Below are 24,510 nucleotides of genomic sequence, written 5' to 3'. Positions count from 1 at the left end.
AATCCTTCTATGAGGAAAGAATAAATTATTCAGTAATTTTCGCATTCTCAACTAAGAATTCTACAGTTTTTTGATTGCGAATATCATTTTCTAACATTTCAGTAGTTCCGCCTAAAGCAGTAATAATTTTTTCTTTATCCATTTTGAATTGGTCAGCCATTTTTTCAAGCTCTTTGTCGATATCTTCTTGTGTCACTTCGATGTTTTCTGCTTTAGCGATTGCTTCTAGTGTTAATGAAATGCGCACGCGAGTTTCAGCATCTTCTCTGAATTGTTCATGCAAGTCTTCCTCTGTTTGACCAGAGAATTGATAATAAAGGTCTAAAGATATTCCTTGCATTTGTAGGCGTTGAGCAAATTCATCAATCATACGGTGAATCTCGTTGTGGATCATTGCTTCTGGAATATCGATTTCAGCATTTTCTGCTGCCTTTTCTACCAATTCGTCACGGAGTGTGCTTTCAGATTCATTTTTCTTTTGCTCAGCTAATTGTTCTTTTAGTTTGTTACGTAATTGTTCAACTGATTCAACTTCCGGATCAACTTCTTTAACAAATTCATCGTTTAATTCTGGAAGCACTTTTGTTTTTACTTCTTTTACAGTCACTTTGAAAGTAGCATCTTTTCCAGCAAGTTCTTCAGCGTGATATTCTTCTGGGAATGTCACTTGAACATCTTTAGATTCACCAGCTTTTAAACCAACTAATTGTTCTTCAAATCCTGGGATAAATTGGCCAGAACCGATTTCTAATGGATAGTCTTCTCCTTTACCACCTTCGAATGCTTCATCGCCAATGAACCCTTCAAAATCGATAACAGCAATGTCACCTTCAACGATTGCTTTATCTTCTTGAATTTCGTACTCAGCTTTTCTATTTAATAAATTTTGAATTTGCTCTTCTACTTCTTCATCTGTTACTTCTGTGCTAAGTTTTTTCACTTCTAATCCTTTATATTCGCCAAGCTTTGGTTCAGGCTTCACAGTAACTTTTGCAGTAAATGTAAAATCTTTATCTTTTTCAAAACTATCAAGATCGCCAATTTCAGGATAATCTACTGGGAAGATACCTGTTTCATCAACAGCTTTTGAATATGCTTCTGGTACAATTATTTCTAAAGCATCTTGATATAATGCTTCTACACCAAAACGTTTTTCAAAAATTTGACGTGGTACTTTTCCTTTACGGAACCCTGGCACTGTAATTTGGTTTACAACTTTTTTGAACGCTTGATCCAATGCTTTATTTACTTCCTCAGCAGGAACTTCAATTGTTAATACTCCAGTATTCCCATCTTTTTTTTCCCATTTTGCTGACATATATAAATACCTCCAAAAATAAATTACAAATTTTAAGCATTTGTTTATACGATTTTGACAACCATTTTAGTATATCATAAGTAGCTCTAGTTTCAACATTTTTCATGCTTATTGTAGTTCTGATAGCTTTTCCAATTCTTGAATGAACTGATAGATTTCTTGATTCAATTCACTATCTTGTCCAAACATCTGATATACAAAATCGATATAACATTCTGCTACTTCATTTGATTGAAAATCCAACCACTCAAAAGGATACGTTACAATTGCATGTTTTGCAATTAAATATTCAACCATTTCTAAAACGGATGGTTCTTGTTGCAGTTTTTCACTAACTATATTTGAAATCATTTTATATTGTGATAACTCTGTTGGCAACCCAATTTTTGATGGGTTTACCACAATCATCCGGTCAAATTTACGTATCTTTAATTCAATATCAATATTTTGCTCATTCATTAATATAAGAATAAGACTTTTAACAAAAGGATGAGTACGATGACTTTCAACAATATTTTTTAAGTGAGCGATGATCGGCCTAATATTAGCAAGAGATAACTCATGCAACTTATTCACTTGCTCAGCATGAGCTAAAGATAAAAAAGAATCTAATTCATAGAGTTCAGGTTCTAGCTGTTTGACAATCATCGTAAAATCATCTTGCTTATCCATTTTTTCAATAATATTCGCATTTAATTCTTTCAACCTATTAAATTGGTCGATTTTATCAGGTGGAATCGCTTCTTCTTCCAATAGTGAAGTAATAATTTTTTCTACTTTTTTATATTCTTTTAATTGCATACAAACGGTTAAATATAATTCCATTACTTCAAAATACATCGTTGGTCCGATATTAAGTAACTTTTCACATACTTCTTTAGCTTTTAGATAAGATTTTGCTTCATATAATGAATAAGCATATAGACTCAATACATACTCATCGCCATCAGTATATTTCAAAGCTTCTTCAAAATATTGATTCGCAGTTTCAAATTGATTTTTTTTAATATATTTTTGTGCTTCGGAAATGAGACGTTCTACTGTTCCTGGAAATACGACAACATTTTCATAAGCCGTATATGAAGATTTTTTATTTTTCACTTTTTTCACTCCATGATGCAATACAAAATAATCCGTATCTTACTACTTACTTGCTTTTTACTAATATCATTCCCTTTATTGTAAGTTATAACAATTCAATCTTATTATAGAAAAAAATATAACGGCCATCACTATAAATACGTTTTTTTTGGAAATTCCCTATAAATATTATTCATTTCCAACTCAATTGTGATTATTGTAGCAGTATTTTTAGAATCTAATGCACAATCTGCTTTGTATAGATTTTTCCCATTTATTCATACTAAATACGGAAAATCAATTGAAGTTGCATTATAGTGGAATTTTAGGGAAAAATCCAAAAGATGAACCATTACACTATGGCGAAATATTTGCTATTTGGACAAATGTTTTAGGAAATAATGGTATGATTGCATACTATCAAACATTGTACAATCATACTGGAGATGAAGATTTAGCAAAAATAATTGAAGAAGCAATTCAAGGAATGCAGGAAGAAAATAGGCAGTTAACAAATCTACTGAAAGTAAACGGTGTCAGTCTTCCACCAGCACCACCGGAACGAGCAAACGCAAACATTGAAGATATCCCTGTTGGAGCCAAATTTAATGATCCGGAAATTGCAGCAAAAATTTCTGCTGATTTAGCAGCTGGGTTAGTCGCTTGCAGCCAAGCAATTGGGGTAAGTATTAGAGAAGACATCGCCATTATGTACGGACAATTCCATGCTGCGAAAGCTCAATTGGGAGCTAAACTACTTCGTTTAAATAAAGAAAAAGGTTGGCTTGTATACCCTCCCCTACATTTTAGTCCACGCGAATAATGATATAATAATGAAGGGATGAAATGTTCACGTTTCATCCCTTCACCAATACGACTTTCAAAGGAAATTATCGCACAATACGATCTCCCGCTTCTAAATAGACAACCTTCTTTTCCAACTCTCTTACCCTTTTTTGTAATCTATTAATCATGATATTTTGTTGGAGTATAAAGTTTTTAATTTCTTCATAAGGAGCCTTGGGATTGTAATTCATTTTTCGATCATTAGCATCTTTGTTCACAATTTGTATTTGAACTTTCTCCCCTGTCATTTCTTCCACTGTAAGCGCTATAAATTTTTTATAGCGATTGTTTAACCAATCTTTACAAACTTGGTTTTCTGTTAGGATGTATAACACGTCCCCATTCCATTCTGCTTCCGTTCTTGCAAACCACATATCATAGCTTGCTTTAGGAATTTTCCAACGAATACGTTCCAACACTTCCGACCAAAATTCCATCGAGTCCATCCCTTTCTGCGAATAAATTACGTATATCCACATTGTTACAATTTTTCGCAAAAATTAATCAGGACACCTATAATTTATAGAAATATTTTTACATGACATAAAGTTTGCAGAAAATAAAACAGGGACGTCTAAAACGACTTTTCAGACGCCCCTTCAGTATTGATAAGAAATTTGTATTCAGCAGCAATCACCGTTGCACCTGTCTGTTTTTTTATTTTTTGTTGAAACGTGACCACGCCAGTACCATTACCTTTATCAGCTAAATCGGTTACCCTTAATTCTAAATGGATTGTATCCCCAATGAATGTCGGTTGTAAAAATCTCAGTTTTTCAATTCCGTAGAAAGCAACTACTGTCTTAGGACTCATATCTAATAAGCCTGTCCCTATGGATAATACAAGCATACCATGAGCAATCCGTTGTTTGAATCTCGTATTCTTTGCATATTCCGAATCCATATGCAGCGGAAAAAAATCTCCGCTTACTCCTGCAAAATTGACAAGGTCGCTTTCCGTAATGGTCCGCCCGTGGGATGTCCATGTTTCGCCTATTTCAAACTGTTCGAATGGCTTGTTTAACATTATTTCTCTCCTTTATGAAGAAGATAATCGTATAATATTAAAATTTATGCATGAACAATTTAAAACATGAACATTCAACAAATCGTTTTAACATGAATTAACGGACTATTAATACATCACATTTTGAATAACGAACAATGCGTTCTGCCACAGAACCAAGCAACCATTTTTCAATCTTATTTAATCCTGTAGCACCGCAAACCATTAAATCGACTTCAACATTAGTTAAAATCGTTTTTGCAGCCCCTTCTTCTACCAATATTTCCACGTTGGCTACACCATCTTGTTCAGCATTCATTTTCATTTTGTTTAATTCTTCCCTAGCCTTTTCTTTCAATTCTTCGGCGTATTTTAAATCATAGGCTGCAACAGAGCCAAAGGATTTTGTATCTACTACATTTATAATTAGCAAAGTAGATTGAAAATTTTTTGCCATTTCAATTGCTTGTTTTAACGCTCTTTTTGATCCTTCTGAAAAATCTACTGCAACAGCTATTTTTTGATAAATTGCCATCCTTTTCACTCCTTTATGTAAATATAGCAAATAGTTGTAAAAAACTATATGAATATTTCATGTACTATTTCCTAAAGTAGTTGGATAATCAAAAAATACTATAATAAAAAGTAGAAAAATAACTAATGAAATCTTATGTAACTATTAAAAATACACCATCTCCCTAATATATAGGCTTAGGTGCACCGTGCTTAAGTATAATCATTTTTTCCTTTCGCGTTATAAAAATTATTCAAAGTAGTCTATATGAAATTTGTCTTTGTCGATTTCTGTTGCTAGTCCAGTATAATTGATTTTATTGTATTGTTCATATAATTCTGTCACTTCGTCTAACATATTGGGATCCAACCAAATTCTTCTTTTCCCCTTTTTATATAAAACGAGAGGATGCTGATTAAACAATTTTGCGTCAAGTATTTCACTTACATGTTGTATGTCAAAAGGTTCCGTTATCGGGCGAAACATTTCGATGCGATGTTCAGAAAGAAAATGTAGAATTTCAGACACTGTCCAATCATCTTTAAAAAAAATAAACGAAATCATTTCATAAGATGGTCCAGATTTTATAACTTGGACAAAACATCGATCCATTTGTATGCACTCAGTACGCTGAAAATTGAATGCATTTTCATAATTTTTGATGATGATGTATTCAAAGCAATCTGGATATTCACGTAGTTCGCCAATTAATTTATTGTATTTATATTGTAAAAAATTCACAACCTTACCCTCTTGCAATGAGTTCACCTGCCTATAATCCTTTTCAACACACTGAAAAGTAAGCGTTTACACAAGTATAGAAATAAATGAACATTTTTTTAATTTTATTTTATGATAATCATGCTCACAATTGAACTGTTATTGAAAAATAATCAATTTAATCATGCTAATAACAATAAAAATTCCAATGAGGATAATTGAATAATGAAAAAAGTCACTATTTTCATTATTTCTTTCAAACTCAATTAATCTTTTTTTATCATCTTTCGCCCGTCGATTCATCATCATCTTCCTTCCGTTACAAAGCCACATTTGTATATAGTTTTTTCGAACAATCAACCCTTCATTCTTCAAGCAATATACAATTGAAATAAAAAAATGTGTCACTGATGATGGCAATTAGATAAGCCGTTCAAATTTTTATCACTTACAATAATTCCGCATTTGTACCACACGGCAATGAAATTTTGCCATACATTAAGTACGAATAAAGGGGGTGAAAATATATGTCTTCAAACTACGGCTCAGTAGGAGGATTCTTCGGAAACAAGTGTGATTTCGTTTTACTTGTAGTATTATTCATCCTTCTTATCATTGTAGGATCTTGCTATAATCATGGATATCAATATTAATAAGGTCAGTAAATCCTCTTTACTTTCACTGTCCGCCATAAATTCCCCTTACTAACATCTTTCTTTTTTACGACCTAAAGCCATATCTTTAGGTCGTTTTTTTGTATAGAAAAAAACCATTTTGAACAACGAGTGGTTCAAAATGGAATTTCATTAATTTAACATTTTATGAGGCAGATTTTCATACATATCAAAGATCTCAGTTGCCGTTTCTTTTATCAGTTCTTCATCTCCATAATGAATAGCACTATCTAATTTTGCATAAATCAATAATAAAATACTTTTTGCTTCTGCCTCATCCAAATATTGAATCTTCTGTTTTACAATTTGAATTCGATTCAACTACGCCACCTCTCTTTCTCTCTACGTAGCTATTATACTGTAATAATTTATAAGCTTGTTAATGATGAAACCAATTTATTAAAAAAAAGACATTTCTAATAAAATATGACCACAAGTTTAGGCAAATTTCAACAAATATAGACTGCCTTGTAATTCCAAATTTAAGGCAGTCTATATTTTAGTGTTTATGAATTTATATTTACTAAAATTCTTCCTTTTGCTTGTCCTTTTAGTAGAATTGGGAAAGCATCAGGTAACTCTTCCAGCGTCACTTCTTTATATAGGAAATCTTGTAAATTATTTGGTTTATAATCTGTCGCTAAACGATTCCAAACTTCTTTTCTCGTACTATAGTCGCAATAGGCAGAATCTATGCCAAGTAGATCAACACCTCTTAAAATAAATGGATAAACCGTCGTTGGTAGGCTTGCACCACCTGTTAAACCACTCACTGCCACTTGACCCCCAAGTTTAATTTGGCTCAAAATTGATGCAAGTGACTCCCCGCCAACTGGATCTATTGCTGCAATCCATCTTTGTTTAGCTAAAGATTTTGGTCTTCCGTTGCTTACTACTTCTTCTCTTGAGAGTACAGATGCGGCTCCTAGGCTTTTTAAAAATTCATGTTCTGTTTCCTTACCAGTACTTGCTTCGACTTCATATCCTAGTTTTGATAAAATCGCTACAGCAAAACTACCAACGCCACCTGTCGCACCAGTCACAAGCACCTTTCCTTGATTAGGGGTTAATCCGTTTTTCTCAAGTCGATAAATGGACAAGGCAGCAGTAAAACCTGCAGTTCCAATAATCATCGCTTCTTTTAAAGAAAGACCTTTCGGAAGCGGTACAACCCAATCAGCAGGAATACGGGCATACTCACTATATCCTCCATAATGGGAAACGCCAATTTCATAACTTGTTGCGATTACTTCATCCCCTTCTTTAAAACGAGAATCCTCTGAAGCGACAACAACTCCTGATAAATCGATTCCAGGTACGAAAGGATAATTTTTCACTATATTTCCATTCGGGATGCTCGCAAGGCTATCTTTATAATTTACACCTGAATAATGAACTCGAATTAATACTTCTCCTTTTGGCAAATCATCGACGGACAATTGTTGAATATTTAAAGTTACGTCTTCTCCTTGCTTATCAACAACTAATGCTTTAAATTGCGACATTTCTATTTCTCCTTTCTTCAATTCTATTTTATATTTATTAACAATTTTCATAATATGTTAGATTTTATAAGGATATGTCCGATTCCTTTATATTAGAAAGATGACTAAAATTTTTTTATGATTTATTTATTAAATAAATAAAGCGAAAAAATTAATAACAAAATTGCTATAATTTTTTTACCAGTGATTGGATAATTCTCTCCTCCAAAAAATCCAAAATGATCGATCATGGCACCAATAATAATTTGTCCTAACACAACAGCCATTAATGTGGAGGTAACACCAATTTTATTGACTGAAAAAATAAGAATCGATACGTAAATTGCGCCTAAAATTCCGCCGATTAATTGCCATTTCGGTACTTCTGTAATAGCAAATATATTTCCTTTTCCGAAAAAGATAGTAAAGAAAAATAAAACAAGCGTACCAATCAAAAAAGAAATAAAAGAACCTTCAATTAATCCTACTTGCTTACCTAACCCTCCATTAACTTTACTTTGCACTGCAACTGCCGCTCCACCTATAGTTGCAAGCAATGCAACAACCAATTTAATCATATTGAATTCCCCTTTACTATAACCCTACTAAATTATATTTATGAAAAAAATATAAATTTATAAGTAACGTTATATGTTCTTCATAAATCTTTCTCGATAATACTTTAGAAGAATTTTCACCTATAAGTAGGTTATACTAGAAAAAGAATAAAGGAGGTAACAGAAAATGACTATTGATTTAAGCCGAGTATATATTGAACGTTGTAATAAAGAAACGGAAGAAATCCTTGAAAAAGAATCGGCATCTTTTTTAAATACATCGATTTCTTATTTCAAAAATCATTTAAATGAATTTCTTTATATTCAGTCCCCTGTATTTGATGAAATAAAAGTAGATGCTATTTCCATGGAAGTGGATGATGTATTTGGCACTTATATGGCCTTATTTGGATTAAAAGTTCAAAAGAAACATACGAAAACAATAAAAAATTTTTTAGAACAACACTTACATACCAATTCGATAAAAAACTATAGCGCTCTTTTTGCTGGTGATGAAGGATTATGGGAAATCAACTTACCGCTGAATTTTATTGAAGGGTTTCAAGAAGATATGACCATTGAACAAGCCCTATTCTTGACATGCGACTTTATTCAAAATTTAGTGCAGCAAATTGAAATAAGCGAATAAACCTCCCTATTTTGAGGGAGGTTTTTCTATTTATGTAGTAATTGTTAACTTACTTAATTCCTCCACAATTTCTTTAGGCGTATGGACTACATAAGTTGGATTCTCCTTCATGATAAGCTCAAAACTATCCAATCCCCAACTAACCCACATAAAAGGCACTCCCACTTTGTTGCACGCTTCAATATCTCGCAATTCATCTCCAACATAAAGTATACTTTGAGGTGTAATTTGATGATGCTTCATAAACTTTTTCATCGCTCGATCTTTACCAAACAGCTTTTTTACAGAAATCACTTCAGAAACGGTTGAAATTTGTTCTCGTTTTAAAATAGCTTCAATATTTTCCTTTTTATTTGAAGATAAAATAGCAATTGTATATCCCATAGAAGATATGGACTCAAGCATTTCTTTTACCCCATCAAACAACTTCACTTCATGAATATGCTCATGAAAATATTGATAAATTTTTGGTAAGATGAATGTTAGTTTATGCATTGGAAATTGATATTTTTTTGCTTTATTGGCATGGTCAAGATGTCGAATTTGTTGTAAATCCTCCAATTTTAACGGCAAATAGTTGTATTTCTCTGCATAAGCATTCCAAGCATCCACATACACTTCCGCAGAGTTGGCAAGAGTCCCATCAAAATCGAAAATAATGTATCTCACATTTCTATCCCCTTTTCTAATATGCTTCTTTTTATTTAAATTTTGCCGATAGTCAATTCATTCTTATATGGACAACAATACCAAATTCAAAATGAAGAAACAAAAAAACACACCATTTTCAATTAATGGTGTGGGCTAAAAATGTGGAGAAACTCGCTTATTAGAGCTGAAAAAATTTTTTACGACTAGTGTGGAATAGGAAAATGATTCAACCTTCTTTAGAATGCGGAAGTCCAACCGCCATCCACAACTACTACTGTTCCATTCATGAAACTTGAATCTTTAGATGCTAAGAAAAGGGCAACTTGAGCAATTTCTTCTGGTTTTCCTGAACGTGGGGATAGTTTATGAGTTAATCCTGATCGTTCCATCCCCAATTGACTAACGTTCGTAATGCTTGCACCGATATTTGTTTCAACAGCTCCCGGTGCTATTCCGTTTACACGTATTCCTTTATGTGCATACATAAAACCAGCATTTTTCGTTAATCCAACAACTGCATGTTTTGATGCTACATAGGCAGCACCGGCATGAGCACCATTTAACCCCCCAGTTGAAATCGTATTGATAATCACACCTTCTTTGTTTTGTTCCAACCAATAATTAACAGCTTTACGCATAGCACGCATTACACCTTTTAAATTAATATCAAAAATGCGATCCCATTTTTCATCTGTAATTTCTCCTACAGGTTCAAATCCATCCATTATCCCTGCATTATTAACTAAAATATCTAAAGTGCCATATTCATCAATTGCCGTTTGGACCATGTTTTCAACATCTTCTAATTGAGATACATCTGCTTTTACAGCGATACAAGTGCCACCATTTTCTGCAATACTTTCCTCAACCGCCTTTGCTCCTTCTAAATTGTAATCCGCTAAGATGACTTTCGCTCCTTCTTTTGCATATAACTCTGCAATCGCTTTTCCCATTCCTGAAGCTGCACCTGTCACAATGGCTACTTTATCTTGTAATTTCAATTTCATCCCTCCGATTTTGCATTTTTTGAACACCCATCTTAATTTTCATTTTATTTTTACAAAAAAAGTTATTCAAGTTCCACCGATTGATAATTTTGTAAATTTTATGAAACTATTTACATTTTCCATTAATTCTCCTTTTGATACTTGTTTACTTATTCATTGAGCACTAGAAAATGATTAAAAATAATAAGATAAAAATCTCTCTTTATCTACACAAATGTACTTACCCTCTTTCAAAGCAATTCATACATTAGATTCAGAAGGGGGTGAGTTGAATGGGTTACAAATACGATAACTACGGCTATGGCGGTGGATATTGCAATGGCTTCGCTTTACTCGTAGTGTTATTTGTTTTACTAATTATCGTTGGAGCAGGATTCAAAGGATTCTATTAATTCTTCCGATTATACCACCACCTGTCCCAAATCGACACTACGATGAAAGTTAATAAGTCCCAACGAAATTTTTGTTGGGACTTTTAAATTGAAATAAGAGGCCATATATGAACACTCAATTGTTTTGAATAATGAGGAATTGGATTAATAGCTTTAGAACTAATATTCAATGCTGTTGATAAAATATTATGTTCTACTTCCATTAACTCTACATCATGAACAATCCACGGTTCATGATAAATATCACAACGAAGTAATTTTCCTTGTGGATTTGTTGTATAAAAGCAATATCTTTCCAATAACCATTCGCCTAACGTTCCTTGCTTCATACGGGATGCTTGAGAATGAACATTATATTGACATTTGAATGGTAAAGAATAGATTCTACTGCTTTCAGAATGGAATTGCTTTTCTGATTTTAATAGCGACATATCCAAGTATATATACGGTAAATGAAACAACACCTTTGCCAATTTGGCAGTTACCCTATGACGAATCGCCAACTGAAAAAAATAGATACCTGGTTTATTTCCAGCTTTTACATACGTTCGCACATTCAACCCTGGAATTCCTCTACCCATCGGAACAGATGGTATGCCACGAATGCCAATCGCCTTCGTCAAGTATGATACAATCGTAACCCAACCTTGTCCTTCAAATGTATCAAGCATAAGATTTGGAGGAAGGTGTGCTTCTAATACATCTTTTTTTACTGGGTAGTGAAGAAATAAAATATCAGTCCAAGTTTGTTTCATCAACCAAGGGATTTTTTTTGATAATACATCTTTATTCGCATTATAAATTTCTCCCATATCCATCCTCAATCATCGATAGATTTTTCTATAATATTTACAATTTTTATTGAAATTATGACTAGTAAGCGAAAAGTATGAAATTTTTCAACTTGTCAATAATGATATTAGAATAGAGAAATCGGGAGGCTATTTCATGAATTTACAACGCGCAAAAGAAATCGCCGAATCAGGTGCAATCGCAAATGTTTTATATAACGGACAGCGCATCTACATTCAGCATGTTGATGAAACGAAAGGAACAGCCCGTATTTATCCTTTAGATGACCCAGAAAATGAAAAAGAAGTACCCGTTGAACAATTATTAGAAAATTGATATCCCTCTTTCATTATTGTAAATGTGCGCAAAATAGTTGCGCACTTTTATGATTGGCGCAAATGCAAAGAACGAGATATAACAACTTACTTTTACGTTTTTAAAAAAAATATGATATATTTAATGAATGTCAAACAAGACGGTCGAAATGGACTGTCTCTTTTTATTAACATATTTTCAAAAGGAAGATGAAATTGATTAAGCAACCGAAATATATTTATACTTTTGTTTACCATCCTGACGAATTTGAGCTTTGTCGAATGGAAAGGCGCTCTTTATTTGGAATTGATACTGAACAAAATTTTATTATCACCGATCGTAAAATCAATCCTAGCCGTAGTCCTTTTATAGAAGATTTCTTAGAAGTGTATGTTGAGGCACATAGTTTTGAGGAACTAAAACAGATCATTAATGGTATAAAATTTACGGATTCTTCTTACAAAGTCGTATGTCTTAACAAAATGGATATCGGAAATACAAAGAAAATCCATCATCCTGAAAGACGAAAAATTGAAAGGCAAATTGGACAGGCTATTGATGGAGAACCAGATTTAAACCAACCTGATGTTATTTTTGGTTTGCTTTACATAAATGAATGTTGGTATTTTGGAAAAGCGACAAAAGCTGAATCAATTTGGCGTAAACATTTACATAAGCCGAACAGTTATTCAACGGCTCTTAGCACGAGAGTGGCTCGAGCGATTGTTAACATCGCAATTCCCGAACCAGAAGGCATTCGAGCTATTGACCCTTGTTGCGGTATTGGAACAGTATTAATCGAAGCGTTATCTATGAATATTGATATTGTCGGAAGAGATATTAGTCCGCTCGTTTGTGTTGGAGCAAGAGAAAATATCGCCTATTTTGGATACGAAACGACTGTGACAAAAGGCTCCATTGCAGATGTAACAGATTATTACGATGTAGCAATTGTGGATTTACCATATAATATTTATTCTCATCTTTCACCAGAACAAGAATACGATATCATTCAACACGCACGGCGCATTGCTAACCGGGTTTTATTTGTCTCCATCAAACCGATTGATGATTTAGTGCAAAAAGCTGGATTTACTATAACAGATCGCTCAGTTGCAAAAAAATCAACTTTTGTTCGATTTATTTTATTGTGTGAATAAATTCTTTACATTTGGAATACATCCTTAATGAGAATGTTTTTTATGATGATTATCTTTCTTATATTGGCAAAATATGATTAAGTATTTACTAGATTTAAGATTTATTAATTGACTTGCTCATTAATGTAAATGAAAAATCATCCGCTCTTGATTGTCGGATGATTTTTTATTTTAAATTTATATCAACTAATTTTTTTGAAACTATTCTCCTTTTAAAATCATCCTCCAAAGAATAGATCAAGTATGTTCGATGCCGTTGATGATTGTTTATTATAAAATTCTGAATATCCACAGCTTTTACAGTAAACAACAATGAAATGATTATGTTGAATATCAAACATTTTTGATAAACCAGTACCCGACATGGCTACTTCCTTTGTTGCTGCATTGCGACTTCCACATTTAATACACCCATTTTTTTGCAAAATTATCCCTACTTTCCTTTCCATTCTTTTCTATTCTATACGATTTCAATGTCCCTATAGTTTCAACAATTTGAAAGCTTAATAGAAAAAGGAAAACATCACCTTTGTCTTAAGTGGAAAAGGTGATGTTTTATCTATTTCCTCATTTATTGACTTGCAGCTACCATTTCATTAATTTGTTTTGATATGGCATCCTTTGTCGTTGAAAGTGTAATAGCTAGTTCGTTATACAAAAGATTGCTTGCCTCTTCCAATAATTTTGTTTCTTGTATTGGTAACTTTTTTCCTTCATTTTCGAATTGTAATTTTCTTCTTAACAACGTATTCAATAATTCTGCTAGCTCTTTACGATTTTCACTGCTAATGACGGAATTGAAAAACTGATTGAGATCTGTATTTTTTTCAATCCATTCTTTTGCAGGTTGTTTAAAAATATTCATTAAATTTTTTGCTTCTTCTGCTGACAACATTTTTTTTAATTTCGATTGGTCACCATCTACAGGATAATATAATTTTAAATCTGGATAACTAATAGGATGCAAGACATAATATAATTTTTCTTTACCAGAAAAAAGTTTCTCTGCAACATCATCAATTACACAAACACCGTGACCGCCATATAATAAATATTCACCTACTTGGTACATGAAAAATCCTCCCTGCAAATGTATACCTATCAACTTCGTTAAGGTTTGTAATCATCATTCAGCCGACTATTTAAACCTATTACACTCTATCTCTACATGAAAGATATTGATTGAATGGCGAGTAAAAGTAAAAAAGGAGTTTAATATAACTGCTTATAAGAAGAAGCAATACAATTAACGAGGAAAGCAATGTACCGATATGATTTCAAATTGGCATATTTTATAACATTAATACGTCTATCTATACAGTGTGATTAACAAATAATCAGCACATCAATAATTAAATAGAAACTTCTACATAAAAATCCTATGAGTTTTATACAAAATATGGGAAAAGTTTCCATTTAGATATTATTCATTTAAAGAACGCGGAGTTTTTATATTCAGGAAATTTTCCATTGCTAAAAGAATTGCTGAAATAAAGTTAAGAGGGTATTAGTGAGGAATATGGAATCGAACAGCTTTAATGAAAAGATTATTACGGAAACAGCACACCATATATTATATGCATGAAATAAAAAAATGATACCATCATGAAATTAACCCAAGAAATGTTGAAATCACCGCATTTCTTGGGTTCTTGCTCTTTCCTATTAAATTACCAATTTACGATTCTACTCCGATAAAATCGAAGTAATCATATGTTTTGAATCCCACTCGCCTCTAGAGATTGTAGAAAGTTGATATTTTCGAGGGAACAATTGTTGATGAATTTCATCAACAGAATACCCTTTCTTTGATAAACTTTTCACCTGATCCGTTAACATATATAAATAATCGAGCTTTTGCCGAAATGCTTTTTTACCATCTTTTATATACCCTGCATGACAACAAAACATTTCTCCGAAATCAAGTTGTAATACTTTTTCGATTGATCGAATGATTTGCGGTATACTTTCTTCACGTAATATAAGCTTTGTACGTGGAGTGACAAATAAATCACCAGCAAATAGTTGGCCAGTTGATTCGTTTAAAAATGACACATGATCTGCTGCATGACCTGGTGTTTCAATGACACGCCATCTATATTTTCGTGATTCGAAACTTTCCTCATGGGGATTTGCACGATATGGAGGCCGAATCCCCCAAAAAAACTTTCGATATAACATATAATTTGCTTTTTTCTTACTTTTTTCAATTGACATAGGATGCAAATATATTGGTATACCTTTATCACTCAAATATTTCGCACAACCTTCATGATCTTCATGGGCATGGGTAATCACAACGCGGTCAATGGAGAGCGGTTCATAAAATCCCATAAACTGTTTTCTCATGACATGTGCTCCGCAGTCAATGACTACACCATCTTGGTAAAATGAATAAACGTTTAACTTGACTTGTGAAAATGCATTCTTCCCTTCAAAAAGTTTAACATCCCCTTGTATGCTTTCGAAAAAACTTTGTTTTAGCAGCAACTAAACCACCCCAATTTGCTCATTTATCGAACGTTGTATATTACTTCAGTAGCGTATTATGTAAACATCAGATTTCTTGAATGAATTGCACTTCGTCATAACCACACTCTTGACATACCATTAAATGTGGACAAACTTGGCCCCGTGCCGTATTCGGATAGCCGTCTCCCATTTTCACCGTCTCTTCGTCATTATAATGTCCATAAGGATCGAAATAATCGGAAACCTTCCCTGAATCCTCCAACTTATTCTTGCAATTTGGACAAAATACTTCTAATTCCTGCAAAGAATTGCAAAGTGGACATTGTGCCATCCTTCATTCACCTCAATCATCATTATTCACATGTAAAGAAAAAAGCATTCCTTCAAGGGAAAGAATGCTTAATATCTTATCCATAAGCTACATTAGATGTACACAATGTAAGCAAATTAAAATCTATTAAAACAAACAGCATTCTCATACATTTTTTAAATAAGCCAAATAGTAAAACAAACTTACAAAAATAGCTCCTCCAACTGAATTTCCCAAAAAGACAGGAACAAAATTTGTTATATACTGACCCCAAGTCATTTCACCTGCAAAAATAGCTGCAGGAATAATAAACATATTTGCTACAACATGTTGAAAACCGATTAATACGAAGATCATGATAGGAAACCAAATGGATAAAATTTTCCCAGAAAATGATGTCGTTCCGTAACACAACCATACAGCTAGCGCTACAAGCCAATTACAACCGATTGCAGAAACGAAAGCTTCAATAAAACTTGCATTTACTTTCGCCAATGCTGTACTTACCGTTTTGTTTAAAAAATCTCCTTCCGTTAGTCCAACGACATGTCCAAAAAAATAAGCTACAAATAATGCACCAATCAAATTAAAAACGGTAATCCAAAACCAATTTCTTAAAAGCTTTGTAAAAGTAATCCTTTTGGCAAAATAGGACATTGCAACTGCCATCATATTTCCAGTAACTAATTCGCCACCAGCTAACAAAATTAATATTAATCCAATTGGGAACACAGTTGCTCCCATGAAGGTTACAAAACTCCCCCATTCATCAGGCATTGTTCCCGTTATCCGAATAAATGCCAGATACCCCATTGAGATAAATGCCCCTCCTAAAAATCCTAAAATCAGCATTTGAAAAAGGGACATATTCGCCTTTTCTTCCCCTTTTTGAACGGTGATTTGGGCTATTTCCTTAGGACTGTAATCCATGTTAGACCTCCCAAGTCCTTTATTTTATAGAATAAGAGCTAGATAGCCCGCGTTAATTTTTATAAATTTAGGAAATTAGTTGTTCAGAATATTTTTAATTCTTTTTATAGATTTAATTATTATTAGGAGACAATATGTTATTCAAAATATTTTACCATTAAATAATGAGGGATACCTTCCTCCAAAAATTCATCCGAATTAATGATATAACCTAGCTTTTCGTAAAAAACTTTCGCATGAGATTGTGCATGTAACTTTACTTTTTGGCAGTCTTTTTCTTTTGCCATCTTCTCTAATTCTTGCACGATTAATTTTCCAATGCCAAATTTACGATATGGTTGTAATACACAAATTCTTTCTAATTTACCAAAACCATCTACGAAGCGTATTCTTCCAGCCCCAACAGACTTGTCATCGACAACAATCAATAGATGTTCGCAAGGAGAAAGAAGGTTATCATACTCATCTATTTCGCTTTCCATTGGAACACCCTGTTCCTCAACAAATACTTCTTTTCGAATTGAAAAAGCTTTTTCTAATTGCTCCTCTGTCGACACACGAATTACTTCAATCTTCATGTTATCCCCTTCCCATTTTCAATAAAATCTGTATATTAATTTACCATTATTAATATAAAAATACATGTATTTTCAATTGATATAAAAAAAATCTAATATACTAAATAATTAGTACTTGGTAATAAACAGATGGAGTGATATTTATTAGAGTTCATCAAAATAAACATTAATATGTTATAAGATTGTTAAATTTTTAACTAGACATCACCCTCAATGGCGGTTACTATAGTATACGAAGGTATTCTGTAAATCTAAATGTATTAGATTTTGTTTTTAAAAACACGAAGCATTTATTTCGTGTTACATTTTTTGCTAATACACTTTAGTTTACTAAACAACTAAATAATTAGATTACTAATATAAGGAGCGTATACTACATGAAACGTAAAATAGCTTTATTTTTCTTCATGACGATGATCACTTTAGTATTAGCTGCGTGTGGTTCATCATCTAAAGAAGAATCAAATGGTACAAAAGATGAAGCAAAAGATAAAGAAACTTTAATAATTGGTATTGATGATAAGTTTGCACCAATGGGATTCCGTGACGATCAAAACGAAATCGTTGGTTTTGATATCGACATGGCTCGTGCTGCTGCAGAAAAAATGGGTGTTGAAGTGGAGTTCCAACCAATCGATTGGACTACAAAAGAATCTGAATTATCCAGTGGCCGTATCGATTTAATTTGGAACGGTTACACTATAACAGATGAACGTAAACAGAAAGTATTATTTACAAAACCTTACTTAGAAAACGCACAAGTTGTTGTAACATTAGTAGATTCTCCTATTACAAAAATCAATGAACTTGCTGGAAAACAAGTGGGAGTTCAAGCATTGTCTTCTGCATTGGATGCGTTAAATGAACATCCTATTAGCAATGAAGTAAATTTAAATGAATACAAAGATAATGTACTTGCATTAACAGACTTAAAAAATGGTCGCCTTGATGCAGTTGTAATCGACAAAGTTGTCGTTGAATATTACATGACACAAGAACCAGATACATTTACAATTCTTGAAGAAGAACTTGCTCCAGAACAATATGGAGTTGGTGTGAAAAAAGGAAATGAAGAATTACTTGAAAAACTGCAGGCAGCATTAGATGAAATGAATGAAGACGGTACTGCAGCTGAAATATCTGAGAAATGGTTCGGTGAAGATCGAGTATTAAAATAATATATATGCTAAAATAGAATGTCATTATTTTCGATAAGAGTTTCCATGTGACAATGGAACTCTTATTTTTTGGGAGGAAACATCATGGTTGATTACTGGAATCGGATTGTTTGGCCGATGCTTGAAGGAGCTCAAATGACCATTTTGCTCTTTTTCATTGCCATTCTTGTATCAATTCCATTAGGATTTATTCTAACACTTGCGGTACAAAGCCGTTTTAAGCCCCTTGCATGGCTTTCACAAATATATATTACCGTCATGCGAGGCACTCCCCTATTATTGCAGCTCTTATTAATCTGCTTCGGATTGCCGATGCTGCCTGTGGTAGGAGAATATTTAGTATTTGATCGTTTCGTTGCGGCTTGTATTGGATTCGTATTAAACTATGCAGCCTATTTTGCTGAAATCTTTAGAGGCGGGCTCATTTCCATCGACAAAGGTCAATATGAAGCAGCAAAAGTACTTGGCTTAACAAAATGGCAAACGACAACACGCATCATATTACCCCAAATGTTTCGAGTAGCCTTGCCTGCTGTTGCCAACGAATCCATTACGCTCATCAAAGATACCGCGCTACTTTATGCAGTTGCAGTGCCAGAATTATTACACTTTGCACAAACAGCTGTAAACAGAGAGTTTACAATTGTCCCTTACTTTATTGCGGGAGTAATTTACTTAGCGATGACACTCATATTGACGGTATTCTTTAAATGGTTAGAGCGTCGATATAAATACGAATAGAGGTGAAAAAATTGGCGCTAATAGAAGTTACAAATTTGAAGAAATCATTTGGGAACCAGGAAGTATTAAAATCCATTTCATTTTCGGTAGATAAAAAAGAAGTTATTGCAATGATCGGCCCTTCAGGTTCAGGAAAGAGTACATTGTTACGCAGTTTAATTCATTTAGAAGAAATTGATAACGGTAGTATTTGTATCGACGGCGATTTTTTAGTAAAAGATGGGCAATATGCTAACCAAGCAGATATACGAAAAATTACAGGAAAAATGGGAATGGTGTTTCAACACTTTAACTTATTCCCTCACTTAACTGTTAAAGAAAATCTGATTTTAGCCCCGAAACTTAGAAAATCCGAATCGATGGAAGAAATAGAAAAACGCTGTATGGATTTATTGCGAAAAGTGGGATTGTCCGATAAAGCGAATGCTTATCCTAGCAATCTGTCAGGCGGTCAAAAACAGCGTGTTGCTATTGCACGAGCCCTTATGTTAAATCCACAAATCTTGCTGTTTGATGAACCTACTTCTGCCCTTGACCCGGAATTAACGGGAGAAGTGTTGAAAGTCATGAAGGATTTAGCAGAAGAACATATGACGATGATTGTCGTAACGCATGAAATGGGCTTTGCAAGAGAAGTGGCAAATCGTGTGATCTTTATGGATGGCGGAGAAATTATCGAATCAAATGAACCTGAACAGTTCTTCCAACATCCTCAACATGAACGTACGAAAGCATTTTTACATAAAAATTGGAAATGAAAAGGTCGTCTATTTTCAGACGACCTTTTGTCATATTAATCTAACACTACAGTTTCGTTAAACAATATTCCTAGATATCGATATTTGATATGTACATTATGAATATCTTCATGATGATTTACAGTTAATCCATAAATTGTATCCTTTTCTGTCGCTGAACCTTCATCAAATTTCTTTAACAGTTCTTCCGGAATCGTTCCTTTTGGAATGGAAATATCTTCGATGTTGAAATATTGAATGTGACTAGCTGCAACTGAATTTTCATCAATTGTTCCTGCAAAACCTACCAAAGCATTGCTAACTTGGATTTTTATTTCATTCGGATCCGCATGATTATTGACTTTTACACTAGTGATTTCCAAATCTCCAATCCCTTTATTCCCTATTGCAATTACAACGTTATGATGATCTTGACCCTTAAAAATCGTTCCTGTTACTAATGGTGGTGTCACTTTAATATAGATAAAAAACCCACCAATTAATAAAACGAGTATGAACGCAACAAGTAAAATTTTTTTCAATGTTCTCATCCTTTAAAGTAAATTTCCAAACCAATTATCCCTCTTTCAGTTTATACTACTTTCATGCAGAGAGTAGAATGTAAAATTTAAAACTATGTGAAAAATTTTTCAATGTTTTTAGTCATATCATTAAAATTTTATAGTAAAGATAAATTAAGGGGGAATTTTCATGGGAGAATATATTAAAATGCAATTTACTCGTACAAGAATGGTATTGAAGCAAACTTTAGAAAACATTACACCTGAGGTCTATTCTACAATTCCAAAAGGTTTTAATAACAATATTTTATGGCAAGTAGGACATGTATTGATGACTACAGATTTTTTACTCTTCAACGGTAAAGTGACGATACCAAAAAGTTATCAAAAATTATTTGGTCCTGGTACCAAACCAGCAGATTGGCCAATGGATGTACCATATCTTGAAACTTTGCTGCAACAAATTGAAGAACAACTGGAACGTATTCAATCAATCGATACCAATACCTTTAATGAAAAACTGCCAAAAAGTATATTTGGAAATGAAACAAAAGGAGAATTGGCTGCTTTTGCAGCATTCCATGAAGCAATGCATGTTGGACAAATTCAAGTAATGAAGCGATTGATTGAAACTATGAAAACAAAGTAAAAAATGATGAAAACCGCCATCTTCTGGCGGTTTGTTAATCATTGTATGAACATAACTGTTTCACCGATATTATATTCTTTCTGTTTCTCCTCTCCATCTTCTATCCACTTTACGACAAAGACACCTTCTTTTAAACGCTCTTTTATTTCTTCCTCAGTTATTTCACCCGTATAAAGGACGATTTCTTCTTGAACAATATACTCCTTTTTATCGATATTATCGTATTCAAAACCTTCTCCCGTCCAGTATACATTTGATGATAATAAATTTCTAATTGACTCAGACATTTCCGTATTAATGTTTTCTACTTGATTAGAATATTTAAATTTAAACGTAAAAAGCATTTTTCGGAAGTTTTTCTGATCAGGGTGTTCGACATATTCTAATGTCCCAAGGGTTTGATAAGTTTCATCATCGATTGGTGTTATTTCAGTACGAATTTGCATATATGGATTATTTAAATAATACAAATAACCTGATATAAAAAGAACGATAAAAAGAAACATCGTAACAATTAATGCAATCACTTTTCTTTTCATCATATCCCCTCTTTTTCTCGAATTTGTTCTATCAGAAGGTATCCATTTTAAATATTTCTTTTTGAAATCATGTTTCCCTGTTATTAAAATAAAATTTCTTTTGAATAATTTATTTTCTCATCATTAGTATCTCTATTACTCATTCAATTACTCCATATCAATAATCTTAAAATTTCCGTACATAATTTTTAATTCATTCATAACTAAATCAAATGCCTTCATTTGACACTTTTCATAGTACTCTTTATTATCAACTTAAAGTATAAGAAAGGTGAAGAGGTTAAATGAAACCACCATTAACAAAAGAGGAACGAGAATCCCTTTTCCCTTATGCAACTAAAGAACAACTGGATTTTCTCTTAAACCATGTTAAACAAGGCTTCAAAACAAAATTTTTAAATATAATGGCCGATATAAAAGTAACACTCGTTCGTTCTCAAGATGTCACGTTAGTAGAGATTGAAAAAGATGCTAGTAGCTGGATTCTTGAAGATTATATTGATTATGGAAAAGGCAACTACCTCGGCCGATGTGCCTGCAACAGAAAATTAAGACGAGTATTTACTGTAAAACATGTAGTGACCGGAAGAAGAATTGATTATGGTGAAGATCATCTTATGCAATTTCTCGGCATCGATGAAAATATTTTAAGAGACATTGTTAAAGATGCTTCCATTATTCATTTAGAACTGGATGAATTGCTCATAAAAATCAAAGAAAACCAATACGGCTATGAAATATTGGAAGATTTAGACGGAATGGAAATACCAGAAGATATTCAGGCCCATATCAATGCGAACGTCCCCTTATTAGATCGACAAATAAATCGTTTATATCGAAAATTGCGTGAAATTGAAAGGAATGTAAGAAAACAGCAAGAAGAATCATTAATGAAAGCTCTGTTGGAAGAAAAAAATCGAATGCTTCAACAAATAGAGCGGGAACATAGAAGATTGGAAGCAATAGTGGAAAAAGTTCGTCAAAATCTCCCACCAAACCCAACAAAAGAAATGATTGCACTTCAACTTGTATTCAACGGCTTCTCTAGCACATTAGAAATATGTCACATCTTAATTGATTACTTTGGTCAAGATGGCTCTTTATCTGCCGGAGTCCATAAAAGACCAAGAATTTTTCCATCCATTCTTCAACATTTTCTAGAACAAACAGAAAAGGGAAATTTAATACTTATGGAAAAAATCGGTGTTGAAGATTGTATCTTTATTCCAAATGAAGATGTAAACATCCGATTAGAAATGGAAGATACTATTGAGGAAAATAACGAAGGGGAAGAACAGTTAACTTTATTCTTATAAAATTTTATAAAACTCCTTCGCCATGTCGTTATCTAATTTAATGATGATTTCATCGCTTGTAATTTCATTTTCATGATGAAATTTTTTGATTTGAATATTTCTAAATAAATAGCAGTAAATCATATAAACAATTTCAGAACAGATTTTAAGCTGTTTATTTAGAAATGTTCTCCTAGGAGGTCGTTCAATGCTGAAAATTTTTACACATCTTTTAATTCCCAATTCCAACAACAGTCAATATGTCCGAATAGATAATGACATAAACATAGAAATGATTTCAAAATACATTTTTAATACATTTAATCAATATTCAATTGAAATTATTTACAATGAAAATTCTTTAACTGAGTTTCAGATTGTAACGATCGAACCATGGGTTACTTATTTATTGCTGATGAAAAATTATTTAATTAAAGATTTCGCCAGAGTCACCGACTTATCTAAACCCATTACTTACGTTTTTACTAAAGACGAACATGGACAATTCGTTTTTCATATCAATGATAAATTAAATCAACTTACACATCAGGTAATACTACCCGAAAAAGAATTTTTTCATACGCTTTATGAAAGTTTAATGATATATTTACAATTCATGAAAAGATGCAATGTGAATTATTACCAATACTGGATGAGTCGATACGAAAAACATATCTATATTGTTAGAAAGCAAATGGAATCAAAGTATTTTCATACATCATTTAATCATTGATGTACATCATGACCTCCCTAAAAAAGACATGCGACGAATTGTCCATGTCTTTTTTATTCAGCAATCATCGGAAAAGGCAAGTAATATTATATCTTTTTTACTTGCCTTTTTTCCTGTGAAAATATGTTTATATTACTAGTAATGAATAGGTAAAGAATACTTCATTCAGCAAATGATTGTTGGTAAAATGCACGTAAAACTTGCTAATCTAATCCTTGTCCATCCTTCTAGATTTTGCGTAATTGGCGAATACGATTAAGGAATGCAAAGTCTAGAATATATGACTGTGGAATGATAGTACTTCCGATAATTGCAGTATTAAGGAATTAGAAAACATTGTCATATTTTAGAATCAAAAACATACTTTTTTACCAGAAAACTTTGCCGAAAAATATTCTTTACACTATTAACTCAATTATCCATTAAATTTGTAATAATGGAAATACTGATATCATAATTGACGATTTTTCTGTCATAAGTGACTTTTTGTATAACTGTTTACTTGGTATTTTTTGTAATTTCTAACAATAAATTCTTGATTACCGCTACAAAATAAAAAATTATCAATGTTAGAAGTTATCTTCCATACTTTTTCTAATATAAAAAAAGTCGAGAGCAATTAATGATGTAAGCAGTCCAACTACTACAAAATTCGGTTCTGA

General features: G+C 32.7%; 32 protein-coding genes. 12 read left to right on the top strand and 20 right to left on the bottom strand.

The window, feature by feature from the left end; genetic code table 11:
• Nucleotides 1–25: 25 nt before the first annotated feature.
• Both tig and NST00_RS09065 read right to left on the bottom strand, forming a co-directional pair.
• Nucleotides 26–1,318: a trigger factor gene (gene tig / locus NST00_RS09070; protein ID WP_340709872.1), complete on the bottom strand. Its 1,293-nt coding sequence runs from the start codon at nucleotides 1,316–1,318 to the stop codon at nucleotides 26–28.
• A gap of 108 nt (nucleotides 1,319–1,426) precedes the next feature.
• The gene (locus tag NST00_RS09065; protein ID WP_016838437.1) at nucleotides 1,427–2,419 is read right to left on the bottom strand and encodes a tetratricopeptide repeat protein; all 993 of its coding nucleotides are present in this window, start codon (nucleotides 2,417–2,419) and stop codon (nucleotides 1,427–1,429) included.
• Between the two features lie 280 nt (nucleotides 2,420–2,699).
• On the opposite strand from NST00_RS09065, the gene NST00_RS09060 reads away from it, so the two are divergent.
• The gene (locus NST00_RS09060) at nucleotides 2,700–3,221 is read left to right on the top strand and encodes a DUF3231 family protein (protein WP_340709871.1); all 522 of its coding nucleotides are present in this window, start codon (nucleotides 2,700–2,702) and stop codon (nucleotides 3,219–3,221) included.
• A gap of 67 nt (nucleotides 3,222–3,288) precedes the next feature.
• Here the strand turns inward: NST00_RS09060 and NST00_RS09055 are convergent, their stop codons facing one another.
• The 4 genes from NST00_RS09055 to NST00_RS09040 all read right to left on the bottom strand — a co-directional run bounded on the left by NST00_RS09055 (nucleotide 3,289) and on the right by NST00_RS09040 (nucleotide 5,505).
• The gene (locus tag NST00_RS09055; protein ID WP_016838439.1) at nucleotides 3,289–3,681 is read right to left on the bottom strand and encodes a DnaA N-terminal domain-containing protein; all 393 of its coding nucleotides are present in this window, start codon (nucleotides 3,679–3,681) and stop codon (nucleotides 3,289–3,291) included.
• Nucleotides 3,682–3,818: 137 nt separating this feature from the next.
• Complete coding sequence (locus NST00_RS09050) at nucleotides 3,819–4,271, bottom strand: MaoC/PaaZ C-terminal domain-containing protein (protein WP_016838440.1); 453 nt, start codon at nucleotides 4,269–4,271, stop codon at nucleotides 3,819–3,821.
• A gap of 97 nt (nucleotides 4,272–4,368) precedes the next feature.
• Nucleotides 4,369–4,785, bottom strand: a complete 417-nt coding sequence (locus NST00_RS09045) for a universal stress protein (protein WP_016838441.1) — start codon at nucleotides 4,783–4,785, stop codon at nucleotides 4,369–4,371.
• Between the two features lie 228 nt (nucleotides 4,786–5,013).
• A complete protein-coding gene (locus NST00_RS09040) occupies nucleotides 5,014–5,505 on the bottom strand; it encodes a hypothetical protein (RefSeq protein WP_016838442.1) in 492 nt (163 codons plus the stop codon).
• 506 nt (nucleotides 5,506–6,011) lie between these two features.
• Between NST00_RS09040 and NST00_RS09035 the strand changes: the two genes are divergently transcribed.
• On the top strand, nucleotides 6,012–6,137 hold the full coding sequence (locus NST00_RS09035) for a YjcZ family sporulation protein (RefSeq protein WP_016838444.1): 126 nt from the start codon (nucleotides 6,012–6,014) through the stop codon (nucleotides 6,135–6,137).
• Between the two features lie 153 nt (nucleotides 6,138–6,290).
• On the opposite strand, the gene NST00_RS09030 is transcribed toward NST00_RS09035, so the two are convergent.
• From NST00_RS09030 to NST00_RS09020, 3 genes are all read right to left on the bottom strand, one after another.
• Complete coding sequence (locus NST00_RS09030) at nucleotides 6,291–6,479, bottom strand: hypothetical protein (protein WP_016838445.1); 189 nt, start codon at nucleotides 6,477–6,479, stop codon at nucleotides 6,291–6,293.
• Between the two features lie 185 nt (nucleotides 6,480–6,664).
• A complete protein-coding gene (locus tag NST00_RS09025; RefSeq protein ID WP_168412395.1) occupies nucleotides 6,665–7,663 on the bottom strand; it encodes an NADPH:quinone oxidoreductase family protein in 999 nt (332 codons plus the stop codon).
• A 122-nt stretch (nucleotides 7,664–7,785) separates the two neighbouring features.
• Nucleotides 7,786–8,220 carry a DMT family transporter gene (locus tag NST00_RS09020; RefSeq protein WP_016838448.1) on the bottom strand — a complete coding sequence of 145 codons (435 nt, stop codon included), beginning with the start codon at nucleotides 8,218–8,220 and terminating at the stop codon, nucleotides 7,786–7,788.
• A 166-nt stretch (nucleotides 8,221–8,386) separates the two neighbouring features.
• Between NST00_RS09020 and NST00_RS09015 the strand changes: the two genes are divergently transcribed.
• Nucleotides 8,387–8,848 (top strand): branched-chain amino acid aminotransferase, encoded by a 462-nt coding sequence (locus NST00_RS09015; RefSeq protein ID WP_096551401.1) that lies wholly within the window; start codon nucleotides 8,387–8,389, stop codon nucleotides 8,846–8,848.
• A gap of 30 nt (nucleotides 8,849–8,878) precedes the next feature.
• Here the strand turns inward: NST00_RS09015 and NST00_RS09010 are convergent, their stop codons facing one another.
• Together NST00_RS09010 and NST00_RS09005 are read right to left on the bottom strand one after the other, a co-directional pair.
• On the bottom strand, nucleotides 8,879–9,517 hold the full coding sequence (locus NST00_RS09010; protein ID WP_168412609.1) for an HAD-IIIA family hydrolase: 639 nt from the start codon (nucleotides 9,515–9,517) through the stop codon (nucleotides 8,879–8,881).
• A 218-nt stretch (nucleotides 9,518–9,735) separates the two neighbouring features.
• Nucleotides 9,736–10,500, bottom strand: a complete 765-nt coding sequence (locus tag NST00_RS09005) for an SDR family oxidoreductase (RefSeq protein WP_016838455.1) — start codon at nucleotides 10,498–10,500, stop codon at nucleotides 9,736–9,738.
• Nucleotides 10,501–10,778: 278 nt separating this feature from the next.
• Between NST00_RS09005 and NST00_RS09000 the strand changes: the two genes are divergently transcribed.
• Nucleotides 10,779–10,898, top strand: a complete 120-nt coding sequence (locus NST00_RS09000) for a YjcZ family sporulation protein (RefSeq protein ID WP_016838457.1) — start codon at nucleotides 10,779–10,781, stop codon at nucleotides 10,896–10,898.
• Between the two features lie 83 nt (nucleotides 10,899–10,981).
• Here the strand turns inward: NST00_RS09000 and NST00_RS08995 are convergent, their stop codons facing one another.
• A complete protein-coding gene (locus NST00_RS08995) occupies nucleotides 10,982–11,710 on the bottom strand; it encodes a YqjF family protein (protein WP_340709869.1) in 729 nt (242 codons plus the stop codon).
• A 136-nt stretch (nucleotides 11,711–11,846) separates the two neighbouring features.
• On the opposite strand from NST00_RS08995, the gene NST00_RS08990 reads away from it, so the two are divergent.
• Complete coding sequence (locus NST00_RS08990) at nucleotides 11,847–12,026, top strand: small acid-soluble spore protein H (protein ID WP_016838461.1); 180 nt, start codon at nucleotides 11,847–11,849, stop codon at nucleotides 12,024–12,026.
• Nucleotides 12,027–12,214: 188 nt separating this feature from the next.
• Nucleotides 12,215–13,165 carry a TRM11 family SAM-dependent methyltransferase gene (locus tag NST00_RS08985; protein ID WP_311733643.1) on the top strand — a complete coding sequence of 317 codons (951 nt, stop codon included), beginning with the start codon at nucleotides 12,215–12,217 and terminating at the stop codon, nucleotides 13,163–13,165.
• Between the two features lie 218 nt (nucleotides 13,166–13,383).
• Here NST00_RS08985 and NST00_RS08980 read toward each other — a convergent pair whose 3' ends face one another.
• From NST00_RS08980 to NST00_RS08955, 6 genes are all read right to left on the bottom strand, one after another.
• Nucleotides 13,384–13,590, bottom strand: coding sequence for a zinc ribbon domain-containing protein (locus NST00_RS08980; RefSeq protein ID WP_016838465.1), 207 nt, complete (start codon nucleotides 13,588–13,590; stop codon nucleotides 13,384–13,386).
• Nucleotides 13,591–13,736: 146 nt separating this feature from the next.
• A complete protein-coding gene (locus tag NST00_RS08975; RefSeq protein ID WP_016838466.1) occupies nucleotides 13,737–14,237 on the bottom strand; it encodes a CarD family transcriptional regulator in 501 nt (166 codons plus the stop codon).
• A 614-nt stretch (nucleotides 14,238–14,851) separates the two neighbouring features.
• Complete coding sequence (locus NST00_RS08970) at nucleotides 14,852–15,655, bottom strand: MBL fold metallo-hydrolase (protein WP_016838469.1); 804 nt, start codon at nucleotides 15,653–15,655, stop codon at nucleotides 14,852–14,854.
• Nucleotides 15,656–15,722: 67 nt separating this feature from the next.
• Nucleotides 15,723–15,968 (bottom strand): hypothetical protein, encoded by a 246-nt coding sequence (locus tag NST00_RS08965; protein WP_339288307.1) that lies wholly within the window; start codon nucleotides 15,966–15,968, stop codon nucleotides 15,723–15,725.
• Nucleotides 15,969–16,112: 144 nt separating this feature from the next.
• Entirely contained in the window at nucleotides 16,113–16,877 is a 765-nt protein-coding gene (locus NST00_RS08960; protein WP_096551410.1) for a formate/nitrite transporter family protein, read from the bottom strand.
• Nucleotides 16,878–17,014: 137 nt separating this feature from the next.
• Nucleotides 17,015–17,455, bottom strand: a complete 441-nt coding sequence (locus tag NST00_RS08955) for a GNAT family N-acetyltransferase (RefSeq protein WP_096551412.1) — start codon at nucleotides 17,453–17,455, stop codon at nucleotides 17,015–17,017.
• 377 nt (nucleotides 17,456–17,832) lie between these two features.
• Here NST00_RS08955 and NST00_RS08950 point away from each other — a divergent pair, with 377 nt between their 5' ends.
• The 3 genes from NST00_RS08950 to NST00_RS08940 all read left to right on the top strand — a co-directional run bounded on the left by NST00_RS08950 (nucleotide 17,833) and on the right by NST00_RS08940 (nucleotide 20,132).
• Complete coding sequence (locus tag NST00_RS08950; protein WP_016837229.1) at nucleotides 17,833–18,633, top strand: amino acid ABC transporter substrate-binding protein; 801 nt, start codon at nucleotides 17,833–17,835, stop codon at nucleotides 18,631–18,633.
• An 84-nt stretch (nucleotides 18,634–18,717) separates the two neighbouring features.
• Nucleotides 18,718–19,374 carry an amino acid ABC transporter permease gene (locus tag NST00_RS08945; protein ID WP_016837228.1) on the top strand — a complete coding sequence of 219 codons (657 nt, stop codon included), beginning with the start codon at nucleotides 18,718–18,720 and terminating at the stop codon, nucleotides 19,372–19,374.
• Between the two features lie 11 nt (nucleotides 19,375–19,385).
• A complete protein-coding gene (locus tag NST00_RS08940) occupies nucleotides 19,386–20,132 on the top strand; it encodes an amino acid ABC transporter ATP-binding protein (protein ID WP_016837227.1) in 747 nt (248 codons plus the stop codon).
• Nucleotides 20,133–20,167: 35 nt separating this feature from the next.
• Here NST00_RS08940 and NST00_RS08935 read toward each other — a convergent pair whose 3' ends face one another.
• Nucleotides 20,168–20,653 (bottom strand): hypothetical protein, encoded by a 486-nt coding sequence (locus tag NST00_RS08935; RefSeq protein WP_340709868.1) that lies wholly within the window; start codon nucleotides 20,651–20,653, stop codon nucleotides 20,168–20,170.
• Nucleotides 20,654–20,822: 169 nt separating this feature from the next.
• Between NST00_RS08935 and NST00_RS08930 the strand changes: the two genes are divergently transcribed.
• A complete protein-coding gene (locus tag NST00_RS08930) occupies nucleotides 20,823–21,281 on the top strand; it encodes a DinB family protein (protein WP_016837225.1) in 459 nt (152 codons plus the stop codon).
• A 38-nt stretch (nucleotides 21,282–21,319) separates the two neighbouring features.
• Here NST00_RS08930 and NST00_RS08925 read toward each other — a convergent pair whose 3' ends face one another.
• Nucleotides 21,320–21,820 carry a hypothetical protein gene (locus tag NST00_RS08925; RefSeq protein WP_016837224.1) on the bottom strand — a complete coding sequence of 167 codons (501 nt, stop codon included), beginning with the start codon at nucleotides 21,818–21,820 and terminating at the stop codon, nucleotides 21,320–21,322.
• A 284-nt stretch (nucleotides 21,821–22,104) separates the two neighbouring features.
• On the opposite strand from NST00_RS08925, the gene NST00_RS08920 reads away from it, so the two are divergent.
• Nucleotides 22,105–23,136 carry a hypothetical protein gene (locus tag NST00_RS08920; RefSeq protein WP_340709867.1) on the top strand — a complete coding sequence of 344 codons (1,032 nt, stop codon included), beginning with the start codon at nucleotides 22,105–22,107 and terminating at the stop codon, nucleotides 23,134–23,136.
• A gap of 187 nt (nucleotides 23,137–23,323) precedes the next feature.
• Nucleotides 23,324–23,848 (top strand): hypothetical protein, encoded by a 525-nt coding sequence (locus tag NST00_RS08915; RefSeq protein ID WP_016837221.1) that lies wholly within the window; start codon nucleotides 23,324–23,326, stop codon nucleotides 23,846–23,848.
• The last annotated feature ends 662 nt before the right edge of the window (nucleotides 23,849–24,510 follow it).

The sequence above is a fragment of the Ureibacillus sp. FSL K6-0165 genome (genome assembly GCF_038004285.1).
GTDB classification, from domain to species: Bacteria; Bacillota; Bacilli; order Bacillales_A; family Planococcaceae; genus Ureibacillus; species Ureibacillus thermosphaericus.
This window is presented reverse-complemented; position numbering and strand designations above follow the sequence as displayed.

Bases quoted from the DNA above. Each gene is read 5' to 3' on its own strand.
- NST00_RS09015 (WP_096551401.1), top strand. From the start codon at position 8,387: ATGACTATTGATTTAAGCCGAGTATATATTGAACGTTGTAATAAAGAA.
- NST00_RS08990 (WP_016838461.1), top strand. From the start codon at position 11,847: ATGAATTTACAACGCGCAAAAGAAATCGCCGAATCAGGTGCAATCGCA.
- NST00_RS09045 (WP_016838441.1), bottom strand. From the start codon at position 4,785: ATGGCAATTTATCAAAAAATAGCTGTTGCAGTAGATTTTTCAGAAGGA.
- NST00_RS08925 (WP_016837224.1), bottom strand. From the start codon at position 21,820: ATGAAAAGAAAAGTGATTGCATTAATTGTTACGATGTTTCTTTTTATC.
- NST00_RS09000 (WP_016838457.1), top strand. From the start codon at position 10,779: ATGGGTTACAAATACGATAACTACGGCTATGGCGGTGGATATTGCAAT.
- NST00_RS08915 (WP_016837221.1), top strand. From the start codon at position 23,324: ATGCTGAAAATTTTTACACATCTTTTAATTCCCAATTCCAACAACAGT.
- NST00_RS08985 (WP_311733643.1), top strand. From the start codon at position 12,215: ATGAAATTGATTAAGCAACCGAAATATATTTATACTTTTGTTTACCAT.
- tig (WP_340709872.1), bottom strand. From the start codon at position 1,318: ATGTCAGCAAAATGGGAAAAAAAAGATGGGAATACTGGAGTATTAACA.
- NST00_RS08960 (WP_096551410.1), bottom strand. From the start codon at position 16,877: ATGGATTACAGTCCTAAGGAAATAGCCCAAATCACCGTTCAAAAAGGG.
- NST00_RS09020 (WP_016838448.1), bottom strand. From the start codon at position 8,220: ATGATTAAATTGGTTGTTGCATTGCTTGCAACTATAGGTGGAGCGGCA.
- NST00_RS09050 (WP_016838440.1), bottom strand. From the start codon at position 4,271: ATGTTAAACAAGCCATTCGAACAGTTTGAAATAGGCGAAACATGGACA.
- NST00_RS08930 (WP_016837225.1), top strand. From the start codon at position 20,823: ATGGGAGAATATATTAAAATGCAATTTACTCGTACAAGAATGGTATTG.
- NST00_RS08975 (WP_016838466.1), bottom strand. From the start codon at position 14,237: ATGTACCAAGTAGGTGAATATTTATTATATGGCGGTCACGGTGTTTGT.
- NST00_RS08955 (WP_096551412.1), bottom strand. From the start codon at position 17,455: ATGAAGATTGAAGTAATTCGTGTGTCGACAGAGGAGCAATTAGAAAAA.
- NST00_RS08965 (WP_339288307.1), bottom strand. From the start codon at position 15,968: ATGGCACAATGTCCACTTTGCAATTCTTTGCAGGAATTAGAAGTATTT.
- NST00_RS09025 (WP_168412395.1), bottom strand. From the start codon at position 7,663: ATGTCGCAATTTAAAGCATTAGTTGTTGATAAGCAAGGAGAAGACGTA.
- NST00_RS09035 (WP_016838444.1), top strand. From the start codon at position 6,012: ATGTCTTCAAACTACGGCTCAGTAGGAGGATTCTTCGGAAACAAGTGT.
- NST00_RS09055 (WP_016838439.1), bottom strand. From the start codon at position 3,681: ATGGAATTTTGGTCGGAAGTGTTGGAACGTATTCGTTGGAAAATTCCT.
- NST00_RS08945 (WP_016837228.1), top strand. From the start codon at position 18,718: ATGGTTGATTACTGGAATCGGATTGTTTGGCCGATGCTTGAAGGAGCT.
- NST00_RS08995 (WP_340709869.1), bottom strand. From the start codon at position 11,710: ATGGGAGAAATTTATAATGCGAATAAAGATGTATTATCAAAAAAAATC.
- NST00_RS08920 (WP_340709867.1), top strand. From the start codon at position 22,105: ATGAAACCACCATTAACAAAAGAGGAACGAGAATCCCTTTTCCCTTAT.
- NST00_RS08950 (WP_016837229.1), top strand. From the start codon at position 17,833: ATGAAACGTAAAATAGCTTTATTTTTCTTCATGACGATGATCACTTTA.